Source organism: Clostridium tagluense (assembly GCF_003865095.1).
Lineage (GTDB): Bacteria > Bacillota > Clostridia > Clostridiales > Clostridiaceae > Clostridium_AD > Clostridium_AD tagluense.
Map to the genome: position 1 here is coordinate 39,480 of NZ_BHYK01000004.1, position 12,123 is coordinate 51,602.

General features: G+C 31.0%; 10 protein-coding genes. 6 read left to right on the plus strand and 4 right to left on the minus strand.

Annotated features, from left to right (window positions below):
- Positions 1–104 precede the first annotated feature (104 nt).
- Positions 105–926: a pur operon repressor gene (gene purR / locus Ctaglu_RS04325; RefSeq protein WP_124998425.1), complete on the minus strand. Its 822-nt coding sequence runs from the start codon at positions 924–926 to the stop codon at positions 105–107.
- A gap of 401 nt (positions 927–1,327) precedes the next feature.
- On the opposite strand from purR, the gene murC reads away from it, so the two are divergent.
- The 5 genes from murC (at position 1,328) to Ctaglu_RS04345 (ending at position 8,343) form a co-directional block, all read left to right on the plus strand.
- The gene (gene murC, locus Ctaglu_RS04330) at positions 1,328–2,707 is read left to right on the plus strand and encodes a UDP-N-acetylmuramate--L-alanine ligase (protein WP_124998427.1); all 1,380 of its coding nucleotides are present in this window, start codon (positions 1,328–1,330) and stop codon (positions 2,705–2,707) included.
- 118 nt (positions 2,708–2,825) lie between these two features.
- The gene (locus Ctaglu_RS26140) at positions 2,826–2,948 is read left to right on the plus strand and encodes a hypothetical protein (protein ID WP_267901259.1); all 123 of its coding nucleotides are present in this window, start codon (positions 2,826–2,828) and stop codon (positions 2,946–2,948) included.
- Positions 2,949–3,724: 776 nt separating this feature from the next.
- Positions 3,725–5,461 (plus strand): ABC transporter ATP-binding protein, encoded by a 1,737-nt coding sequence (locus Ctaglu_RS04335; RefSeq protein WP_124998428.1) that lies wholly within the window; start codon positions 3,725–3,727, stop codon positions 5,459–5,461.
- Positions 5,461–7,248: an ABC transporter ATP-binding protein gene (locus tag Ctaglu_RS04340; RefSeq protein WP_124998430.1), complete on the plus strand. Its 1,788-nt coding sequence runs from the start codon at positions 5,461–5,463 to the stop codon at positions 7,246–7,248. The genes Ctaglu_RS04335 and Ctaglu_RS04340 overlap by 1 nt, the downstream gene beginning before the upstream one ends.
- A 180-nt stretch (positions 7,249–7,428) precedes the next feature.
- Complete coding sequence (locus Ctaglu_RS04345; RefSeq protein ID WP_124998432.1) at positions 7,429–8,343, plus strand: PhzF family phenazine biosynthesis protein; 915 nt, start codon at positions 7,429–7,431, stop codon at positions 8,341–8,343.
- Positions 8,344–8,389: 46 nt separating this feature from the next.
- Here Ctaglu_RS04345 and Ctaglu_RS04350 read toward each other — a convergent pair whose 3' ends face one another.
- The 3 genes from Ctaglu_RS04350 to Ctaglu_RS04360 all read right to left on the minus strand — a co-directional run bounded on the left by Ctaglu_RS04350 (position 8,390) and on the right by Ctaglu_RS04360 (position 11,308).
- Positions 8,390–9,109: a creatininase family protein gene (locus Ctaglu_RS04350; protein WP_124998434.1), complete on the minus strand. Its 720-nt coding sequence runs from the start codon at positions 9,107–9,109 to the stop codon at positions 8,390–8,392.
- Positions 9,110–9,534: 425 nt separating this feature from the next.
- Positions 9,535–9,885 (minus strand): hypothetical protein, encoded by a 351-nt coding sequence (locus Ctaglu_RS04355; protein WP_124998436.1) that lies wholly within the window; start codon positions 9,883–9,885, stop codon positions 9,535–9,537.
- A 46-nt stretch (positions 9,886–9,931) separates the two neighbouring features.
- Positions 9,932–11,308 (minus strand): aldehyde dehydrogenase, encoded by a 1,377-nt coding sequence (locus tag Ctaglu_RS04360; protein WP_124998438.1) that lies wholly within the window; start codon positions 11,306–11,308, stop codon positions 9,932–9,934.
- Positions 11,309–11,761: 453 nt separating this feature from the next.
- Here Ctaglu_RS04360 and Ctaglu_RS04365 point away from each other — a divergent pair, with 453 nt between their 5' ends.
- Entirely contained in the window at positions 11,762–12,082 is a 321-nt protein-coding gene (locus Ctaglu_RS04365) for a hypothetical protein (RefSeq protein ID WP_124998440.1), read from the plus strand.
- Positions 12,083–12,123: the final 41 nt, after the last annotated feature.

Here is a 12,123-nt window from a genome sequence, read left to right on the forward strand (position 1 = left end):
CTCCACCTCCAAGTTGCATTATGTTGCGTTATAATTATACTATTTCTCTATAACTTGGTTTATTCCTTCTTAAATTGTAAAAAAAATATTAAATATTTTGAATATTACGCTTTTTCGAAGATTTCTGATGGATTTAACTTGGATTTACCTTCAGGACTTATTCCTTTAAACTGGATAATTGATACATACTCTTCTACTAATTTATGCCCACTTTCAATATTCTCAATGAAAACTCCAATACCTAGAAGTTCACTTTCAAACTCTTTTAGCAAATTAATTATGCCTCTTGCAGTGCCTCCAGCTTTCATAAAGTCATCTATGAAAATACATTTGCTTCCCTTTTTTATAGAATTTCTTGTAAGAGACATAGTCTGAATTCTATTAGTGGAACCAGATGCATAATTGATACTAACAGTACTTCCCTCAGTAACCTTTGGATCCCGCCTTACTATAACTAATTGAACCCCTAGCATCTTCGCCACCTCAAAGGCCAGTGGTATTCCTTTAGTCTCTACAGTTACTACATAATCTATATGTAACTCATTAAAGGCAGATGCAAGAATAACTCCTGCTTTATGCACTATTTCTGGATTATACATAATATCAGTCATAGATATAAAATTACCTGGTATTAACCTATCCTTGTGACTTAAAATCTCACATACCTCTTCTGCAAATATTCTACTTTCCTCCTGTGATACTCCACAAATATATTTTACTCCTCCAGCTGCACCTGCAACTGTCTCCACTCTTCCCATAGCTAGCATGCTTAGCGTTTCGCGAACAATAACAATGTCTTCGCTAATTGTGGATTTAGCTGCATTAAATAATTCTGTAAATTTTTTTAAATTAATTGTCTTATTAGGATTTTCTGTTAATATTTTAGTAATTCCCGTAACTCTTTGGTTTCTACTATATTTATTCATTATTTATCACCCATATCTTTATTTTACGAATTTTACCGAGTAAAACTTTAACTATCATTCGTAATTTTATTGTAAATCTTTTTAATCACTATTACAATGCTTATCTAACGGACATTAAAATAAATAACAAGGAAGCTTTAGAATTATCAATTATAAAACTTCCTTGTTATTCATTTTTAACCCCCTAACTAACCACCTTCAAAAAATTTTATTCTATGCCTGTGTTGTTTTTTTGTAATTTTGTATATAATTAATAAGAAGCCTTGATCATATTAAAATAGACTAGTGTGATGATTTGTTGTTTATTTGAATGTGCCTTATGTTCATTAATTTGTTATAATCAATATTACTGGTATTTGAATATACTAAACAAGCTTAATAATTTTTAAGGAGTTGATATAATGTCTTTTGATTTTATAAAAGATAAAAACAAGAAAATTCATTTTATAGGAATTGGCGGTATAAGTATGAGTGGCCTTGCTGAAATACTTATAAAAAATAATTATAAGGTTTCTGGTTCTGACATGCAGTCATCCCATATAACAAATAAACTTAGTGAAAAAGGTGCTGAAATTTATATAGGTCATAATGGCGATAACATAGTAGATGCAGATTTAGTTGTTTACACTGCCGCTATTTCTCCTGAAAATCCTGAATACCTTAAAGCTATGGAGTTAAATATCCCTTTAATGGATAGAGCTGAATTTTTAGGTCAAATTATGAAAGGCCATAAGTATAATGTGGCTGTATCAGGTACCCATGGTAAAACTACTACAACGTCAATGATTGCCCACATAATTTTAAATGAAGATGTAGACCCTACTATATTGGTAGGCGGAGAACTGGATGCTATTTGTGGTAATGTTTTAGCTGGTAATAGTGATTATTTTATTACAGAAGCTTGCGAATATAAAGCATCATTTTTAAAGTTCTTTCCCTATATAGCCACAATAACAAATATAGATGCAGATCATCTAGATTACTATAGAGACATAAATCACATTAAAGATACCTTCAAAAAATTTATTGATCTTATACCTAAGGAAGGCTATTTAGTTGCAAATGCAGAGGATGAAAATATTAAAACTATTCTTGATAATAATAACTATAAATGTAATATACTTACTTATGGAATTAACGAAGGAATACTTAAGGCCCAAAATATTCGCTATAACGAGTCAGGTTGTGCCAGCTTTGATGTGTATAAAGAAGGTCACCTGCTATTTGAAATAAACCTTAATGTGCCAGGTCAGCATAATGTTCTAAATGCCCTTGCAAGTATAGGAACTTCGCTGTGTCTTAATTTCTCTAAAGACTCTATTACTAACGGACTCTCTAGTTTTAAGGGTACTCATAGAAGATTTGAACTAAAAGGAACTAAGGATGGGGTAACTGTTATTGATGAATACGCTCATCACCCTACAGAAATTAAAGCAACTTTAAGTGCTGCAAAAAATTACCCCCACAATAAAATTTATTGTGTTTTTCAACCTCATACTTATTCAAGAACCATAAGCTTATTTGAAGATTTTTCAAATTCTTTTTATAATATAGATAATTTAATCCTGGCAGATATTTATGCTGCTAGAGAAAAAGATACTGGAGTAATAAGTTCTACTATGCTAGGAGACAGAATTCGATCTAAAAATGTAAATTGCGTAAATCTTCATAGCTTTGATGAAATTGTACATTATCTTAGAATTAATTTAAAAGCTGGTGATATGCTTATTACAATGGGCGCAGGAGATGTATTTAAAATAGGAGAAATGTATTTAAAGTAATTAATTGAATATTTTTAAAATTAACTATTGACATCTATTAACAAATAAAGTATTCTTAAAAAGGAATCATTTGAAAGAAATGTTAATTATAATATATTTTGAAAAGGAGGTAGCAATCATGATCAATAAAGAAATATGTATTAATTCTAATATTGCATTTAATTTATCTATGTCCAGTAATATTTTTATGTCTAAAACTTTATATGATAGTCCTACCTTAATGGAAATTATCTTTTCATAATATTTTATCTTTATTAAAGTATTTTTATGAAATTATAAACATTGATCATGGGCTACTCGCCCATGATCTTTTTATATGAGTTAATTTCTTATGTATGCCTGTTGATTTAGCATAAGATTAATCATTTTTTAAGCCATGGATATTTCCATGGCTTTTTTCTGTTAACTACATTTCAGTTTCGAAGAAAATTATTAATAAATCACATAAGTGATTAATTATAAAAGTCAAAACAAATTACGGGAGGAATTACAATGTACAGTTCTGAAAATTTAACAAAACCAAAATCTAGCTTAGGAGGGGTATTTATGAAACACAGTTTTTTTAAACTTGGAAATTCTCGATATATTTATCGAAAAAAACCTTTATTCTTAAACACATTTAAAAGTATTAGTGACCTTGATTACTTTTTTATTACAAACAAATATAATCCATCCATTAATATCTAATAAAAATTTGAAAGCGAGGAAATTATAATGAATAAATCTACAATTTCAAAAAACTATAATACTAATTTAGGAGGAATCACTACAGGGTTTGCTTTCTTTGAAAATAAGAATCTACTCAGTCGTTATCGGCGAAAGCCACTATATTTATGCAATAATAGCCTGAGCAATGACTTATATTATTTCCTAATATTAAATAAACGCATCTAAGCTTGTATCTTTAAGATACTGATGGTTATAATTTAACATTATATGCACACATAAAAATATTTTAAGAAATAGATTAATCTCTATTTCTTAAAATATACTAACTGTTAAGGAGGTCAAATTTTAATGAAACGAATTTTAAAATATGTTACAAAATACAAACTCTTTATTATTATAGCTTCTATTGCAATGATAATAAGTATAATCCTAGACATGTTTAACCCCTATTTAGTAAAAGTTATGATTGATAAAGTACTTCGCAATAGTGAATATAACCTTCTAACTTTTGTATTAATGTCTCTTGCTGGAATTACTCTTACTCGGTCAATACTTGGCTATATTAGAGAATACAGCTTAGATTATTTATCTTCTAGAGTAAGCATAGATTTAAAAACAGATCTATTTGATCATATTCAAAGTTTACCATTTAAATATTTTGATAGTATGAACACTGGTGAACTTATGTCAAGGATGGGCTCTGACGTGGATAATGTATGGAGATCTATTTCTTTTGGTATAGGCCTTGCTATAGAACAATTAATTTATTTTCTAGTTGCCTCGGTACTAATCTTTCGTATGAATGGTCAGCTTGCACTTGTAACTCTTATAACTATGCCTCTTATTGGCTATATAGCAATGAAACTTGAACGTGAAGTTGGAGAGGCCTTTGGCGCCATAAGTGACCATAATGCAGTTTTAAACACTACGGCTCAAGAAAATATTGCTGGTGTACGTCTTGTAAAAGCTTTTGCTAGAGAAAAACATGAAACATTAAAGTTTTTAAACCATAACAGAACAAATTATGATCTTAATATGAAACAAACTAAGATATGGGGTAAACATTTCCCAATGATAGAATTCTTATGTAACATGTCTGTTTTAGCCGTAGTATGTGTTGGTGGAATGCTAGTAATTGGTAAAAGTTTATCTATTGGAGAACTGGTGGCCTTTAGCCAATATGTGTGGATGCTAATTTGGCCAATGAGAATGATAGGCTGGCTTACAAATATCATAACTCAGGCAAATACTTCTGCTAAAAAAATCTTTGATATAATGGATGTAGAACCTGAAATTAAAGATAAAGATGATGCCATAGCTATGCCTGTAATTAAAGGCTCCATAAAATTCAAAAATGTGTCTTTTAAATATAATGAAAATTACATTTTGGAAAATATAAATTTGGATATACCTGCTGGAAGCACTGTTGCAATAATGGGCACAACAGGTTCAGGTAAAAGCTCTCTTGTAAATCTTATAGGCAGATATTATGAAATCTCCAAAGGCTCAATTACTGTAGATGGTAATGATGTACGTGATATATGTATCCATGATTTACGATCTAAAATGGCTGTAGTTTCTCAAGATACTTTTTTATTTTCAGAGAGTATTTTTGAGAATATCCGTTTTGGAAATCTGGATGCCTCCTTTGACCAAATAAAAAAAGCTTGCACGGACGCCTGTGTAGACGAATTTCTGGATAGTCTAACCGAGGGCTATGAGACAATTATTGGCGAGCGAGGACTAGGGCTTTCTGGCGGTCAAAAACAAAGACTTTCTATTGCAAGAGCGCTGGTTAAAGATTCTAGTATTTTAATACTTGATGATGCCACTTCAGCCTTAGATATGGATACTGAATACAATCTTTTAAAAAATCTTCACCACAGAAATAACAAACAAACTACTTTTATAATTGCACATAGGATTTCTGCAGTTAAAAATGCGGATATGATACTATTCCTTGAGGATGGTCATGTGGTGGAAATGGGCAATCACAAAACTCTCCTTGAAAAGAGAGGGCAATACTATGATGTGTACAATCAACAATTTACAGACTTTATGGACCTTGAAGGGGTGGTGGTATAATGCCTAGAAATTCAACACAGCAAGACGAACAAATTAAGGAAGCTTCCAAGGGAAAATTGATAATAAGGATATTTAGTTATTTAAAGCCTTTTAAACTAAAAGTAGCTTTAGTTATTTTGCTTATGGTAGTCGTCATGGTATGTTCTCTAGTAAACCCATATATTTTAAAGCTAGCAATAGACAAATATATAGGAACCTCTAATATACGAGGCCTAGCACAAATTGCCGGTTTTATGGTAGTTTTTAATATAATATCACTTATTGCATCTAGAATAAGAATTAATATTATGGCTTCCGTTACTAACTCTGCACTATTAAATATAAGACAGGAATTATATACTCATATTCAGAAACTATCCTTTACTTTTTTTGATAATAGACCCGTTGGAAAAATACTTGCAAGGGTTATTGGAGATGTAAGTTCTCTGCAAGATCTCTTTGATAACAGCGTAACTAACTTTATCCCAGAAATCTTAACTCTAATATTTGTAACAATTATTATGTTTTCTATGAATGTTAAATTAGCTCTAATTTCGATTTCATTCTTACCAGTGCTAATTATAGCTCTTTCTTCTATAGAAATATTTTCTAGAAAGCGCTGGCAAATATATAGATCTAAACGTTCTAATCTTAATGCCTTTACCCATGAAGATTTTTCTGGCATAAGAGTAGTTCAATCTTTCGCCACCGAAGACAAAACCTCTAAAACCTTTGTAACCTATGTTGGCGACATGATGAATGCCTTTATGAAGGCTGTTAGATTAAATGATTTGTTTTGGCCCATGGTAGAATTATCTTGGGGCCTTGGCAGTTTACTCGTATACTGGTATAGCGTGCCTCTTATAAAAGCAAAAACCTTAACTATTGGTGAACTCGTTGCATTTACTGCTTATATTTCAATGTTTTGGAGACCAATTATGAACATCAGCAATTTTTACAATACATTAATAACAAATTTCTCTTCTGCAGAAAGGATTTTTGAAATACTAGATATAAAACCAGATATTATAACTATTGATAAGGCTATAAAAATGCCTAAAATAAAAGGTGATGTTGAATTCAAAAATGTAGTTTTTAGCTATGATAATGATGTTTCTGTATTAAATAATGTGAGCTTTAAAATAAAGGCTGGAGAAACTGTAGCTTTAGTAGGTCCTACCGGGGCTGGCAAAACTACTATAATAAACTTAATTAGTAGATTTTATGATGCAGGTAGCGGAGAAGTTTTAGTAGATGGTAAAAATGTATCTCATGTTGATATTGAATCTCTTCGAAGTCAAATGGGCATAATGCTTCAAGATACCTTTCTCTTCTCTACTACTATTATGGAAAATATTCGTTATGGAAAATTAGATGCCACGGACGAAGAAGTAATAGCTTCAGCTATTGCCGTTAACGCCGATTCTTTTATTATGAAGCTAGATAATGGTTATGCTACAGAGGTAAATGAAAGAGGATCTAGACTTTCCGTTGGTCAAAGGCAGCTTATATCCTTTGCTCGCGCCTTACTTGCTAATCCAAGAATATTAATATTAGATGAAGCTACTTCTAATATTGATACTACTACAGAAAAGCTTGTACAAAAGGGCATTAAAAAACTCCTATTTAACAGAACATCCTTTGTTATAGCACACAGACTATCAACTATAAGAGACTGCGACAAAATAATGGTTATAGATGATGGGAGAATTGTAGAGGGAGGCACCCACGAAGAGCTTATAGACCTAAAAGGATTATATTATGATCTTTATATGTCTCAATATAAATTCTTGAATGAAGGGGCTTAAGGCATCTTAGATTGGAGTAAGCAATCAAAATAAAGCTATTAACAATTTATGATATTAAGACTTAAACCTACAACTTTCAGATGTAGGTTTATTTTTTATTTACATACTCCCATATTGGAACTATATTAGATAATATAGTCTGAAAATAAAAATTTCGCATTAGAAAGGAATGAATTATTTATGAAAAAAGTTATTTATGGAGTAGACGCATTTTCAGCTACGCCCTTTGGAGGTAATCCAGCTGGTGTAGTGCCTAATGCAATTGGTTTAAATCATAGGGATATGTTGAAAATTGCAATGGAAATGAATTTATCGGAAACCGCCTTTATTTTCCCACTACAAGATGATGTGTCAGATTACGAAGTAAGATTTTTTACACCTACTCAAGAGGTAGATTTATGCGGCCATGCTACAATTGCTTCTTTTTTCGCCTTAGCTTCAAAAGGTATAATTACTGGAACTAACAATGTCAAAATTGTAAAACAAAAAACTAAGGCTGGTATTTTACCAGTTGAACTTTATTTTAAAGACAGTAAAATCTATAGTGTAATGATGACTCAAACTAAACCTAATTTTCTTTTTAAGGTTGAAGACCTGTGTGAACTTGCTGAAATCATGGGAATAAATGCACAGGATATAGGCATTGACGGATACCACCTTATTCCTCAAGCTGTATCTACCGGTCTTACAGATATTATGCTCCCAGTTAAAAGTCTATCTGCATTAAAGTCCATAAATCCAAACTATGATAGATTGGTACAGTATAGTAATAAGCTAAATATTATTGGAGTGCATGCCTTTACTCTTGAAACTGAAGAAGATTCCTCTACTCTAGCTTGTAGAAACTTTGGTCCTGCTGCTGGTATAAATGAAGAAGCTGCAACAGGGACTTCTAATGGAGCACTCGGTGCCTACCTAGTAAAAAATGATATGCTTAGATTTGAAGATAATATAACTATAATCTGTGAACAGGGCTACTATATGAATAGACCCAGCAAAATAGTTGTAAGGCTTGAAGGAACTAAGGATGACTTAACAGTAAAGGTTGGAGGTGAAGCAGTTATTGTTATGGAAGGGGAAATACGCTACAGCTAATATTCATTATCTATGCCACTAGAACAGTTCTTCTAGTGGCGTTTACTTATTCGTAATATCTACCTTGCTGCATTGCTTCAACTCTATCTATTATTTTGCCTTCCAATAATCCAAAGATTTTCTCTCCCTTTTCCACTGTTGCTAAGGTAGCATCTCCAGTAAGTGCATCTTGAAAAATAGTTTTTCCTCTATCCTCAAATCGTACAGGTATAAGTTGCTTATTAGGATTTTTCATTGCTTTGTCCATTTGTACAAGCTCTTCATCGTAATATAAAATAGCTGAAGTTTCATCCTCTCCAGCATGCCCTTGACCTTCAGTGATTGTAAGTATATCCGTAGAAAAATCTAACCACCAATTTATTGTCATTACAGTAGCCCCAATTGGCACCAACTTTTCAGCTGCTAAACTAAGCGCAGTTATATTTCCTCCATGCCCGTTTAAGAAAATAATATTTTTAAGTCCATTTTTATAAAAACTTTTTCCTACATAATACACATACTCTGCCATAACTTCTGAGGGCATAGTCACAGTCCCTGGATAAATGGACAAATCATAGCTCTGCCCATAAGGTATTTCTGGGGCAATCCATATTTTATTACCTATTTTTTCATTTACTTTATCACAAAATAATCTTGGTGAAAAAATATCTGTTCCTAAAGGTAAATGATGTCCATGTGCTTCCACTGATCCTATAGGAATAATTATTGTATGGATTTTTTCACTATATTTTTTAAAATCATCGGAGGTATATTCTATTATATACATAAATTGTATTTAGTGGAGTACTGCAAATCAAGTATTCAAACCCACTAAATATTCACTTCCTTTCTTAGTTAATTTTAAAACTATTTAGTATTATTGGCTTTATAAAATGATAATAAAAATAAAATAAACAATATAAAAGAAATACTATTACCGATTAAATTTTTAGGAGGATATATGACGGTAACCATATCTACAGTATTATATATAGCAACAATAACAAATGTTATTATAATATATGTATTGTTAATCTTTTTTCTAAATATATATACTAGCAAGAGTACAGCTAAATTTAATGATACCGATATAGATATTAGGAGTAATAAACTTATTATATTATTTAAATAAAATATTTTTAAGACAAAAATAATAGTAAACAAACATATTAAGTACACAGCATGCTTATTTTTAATGTTTTTTTTCATTTCTTATTCCCCCCCAAGCATTTTCATATCCACAAAATATTCACTGTTTCTTACTTCTATATATGTTTCACTATAATCCATCTCAAAGTTCGCCATAGTGGAATGAATTCCACTATCACTTAAAAAGTGCAGGGTACATGTATTATTATCTTCTATAGTGCAAAATCTAATAAGTATACTTTTAACGGATGGAAATTGCACTCTTGACTTCATATATTTAGGTGTATTGTGTAAATACAGATTTACACATCTATTGCCTATTGGAACTATTAAATCCACGTTATGTTCATCCTTTTGTATTTCCCTTACCTCAAAATCACTTTCTATTTTCAAATTACTTTTTTCATAAATCATAGTTGCCTCCAATAAAATACTTAATATAAACATTTTATCCACAATATTATTTCATAAGTTTCCTTAGCAATTTAATTTTATCATTATATGGAGCATATCTAACCTTAATATCTATAATATTACTCTTCTTTATTAGGCTCTTTTTATGAGAAAACAGATCAAAGCTTCCTTTACCATGGTAACTGCCCATACCACTAGCCCCTACTCCACCAAAAGGTGCATAGGTAGATGCTACATGTATAACTGTATCATTTATACATCCTCCACCGTAAGAAATCATTTTTATTATTCTTTCTTGATGTTTCTTGTTATTAGAAAAGAAATATAATGCTAGGGGCTTAGGTTTTGAATTAACTATTTTTATAACTTGCTCTAGGTCTTCAAATTCTATAATAGGAAATATGGGGCCAAATATTTCATTTAGCATAATTGGGTCTTCCCAAGTTATATTTTCAATAATAGTAGGTGCAATATATCGTTCTTGCTTATTGTATTCTCCTCCCGTCACAATATGACCTTTATCTAAAAGTCCTATAAGCCTGTCAAATTGCCTTTCATTTACTATTCTAGGGAAGTCATTGCTTTTTGATGGATCTTCTCCAAAAAACTCTTTTATACAATCCATTAGCTCATTTAAAAACTCTTTCTTAACGCTTTTATGAACTAGTAAATAATCTGGTGCAACGCAAGTTTGTCCTGCATTTAAAAATTTACCCCAAGCTATTCTTTTCGCGGCTAATTTTATGTCAGAATCTGAGTCCACTATACACGGACTTTTTCCACCTAATTCTAAAGTTACAGGAGTAAGGTGCTTTGAAGCTTTCTCCATTACTACTTTACCGACGTGTACACTACCTGTAAAGAATATATAGTCAAACTCTTCCTCTAAAAGTGCTTGAATGGATTCGCGACCACCATAGGGCTCCACCACAGAAACAAACTCCTCTGAAAAACATTCTGTAATAATTTTAATGATAATTTCAGTGGTTTTAGGAGAGTATTTTGATGGCTTTAACATAGCACAATTTCCAGCCGCTATGGACCCAATTAACGGTGCCATTGTTAATTGGAATGGATAATTCCATGGTGAAATAATTAAACTTACTCCATAAGGCTCTGAATAAATATAACTAGAAGATAAAAAATGTGTTATTGGAGTTCTTACTTTTTTAGTTTTTGACCAGGACCTTAAATGTTTCATAACAAAATTTATTTCTTCTAAGATTATTCCTATTTCAGTAGCATAAGCTTCAAATTCCGATTTATGCAAATCAGACCACAATGCCTCCAATATATACTTCTCATTTTTTTGTATATACTTTTTTAAGGTATTTAACTTCTCCATACGAAAGTCTAAATCTCTTGTAGCTCCTGTATGGAAATAAGTCCTTTGCTTTCCTAAAACCATCTGTATATCATTCATTACTTAACACTCTCCCTATAATGATATTTTTTTCTTAGTATATTCAGATAAATTTCACTAACTATTTAACGACATTTCAGAAGGAAGTCTCCCATTTCTATAAGTGGGAGTTACATACTAGAACAAAAATAAAACTTCTGTGGAAGTGGCGCTCAGTTCTCTTGTTTAACCTATTAAACATAGTCTAGTATCCTTTATTTAATTTGTCAATGCATGGTTATAATTTAAATTCCTTACAAATCATTTACAGTCTATATTACCTATGAATAAGCCTTTTTTTGTTTTTCATTATTTTTACATTTTAAAATCACATGATTTTACACTATAAAAGCAAGCTACTAATTCAAATACTTGTATTTATATAGTTTAGCTTCACTTTTTATAATAATATTGCGTAAAAGTATTAATCTTTGGTAACACTAACTAGGAAAAATTGTTTTGGAGGTATGTATAATGAAAAATTTTCTAGTTTCGGCTATAGTAGATATAATAATAATATTCTCTTCTTATTTTTTATTTAGAAGTGTTATAAGCGGACCAACTCGTCATAGATTATATGAAAAATTTATGAGTTCTTTCGCAAAATTTGTAATTATCATTTTTGTAGCTAGCGCATCAATCACTGCTCTTACTGCACTAGTTTTGTACAAAACAAGGTATATTGTATATATCAACGTAATTGCTCCTGCCTTAGTTTCTATACTGGTAGGTTTTGTTATGTCTACTGTACCCACAAGAGGTGTGGGTGATAAAGAAAAGGTTACTAAAAGATAATTATACTAAAGAGAGCAGTTTCTCATATGATGTTATTTTAC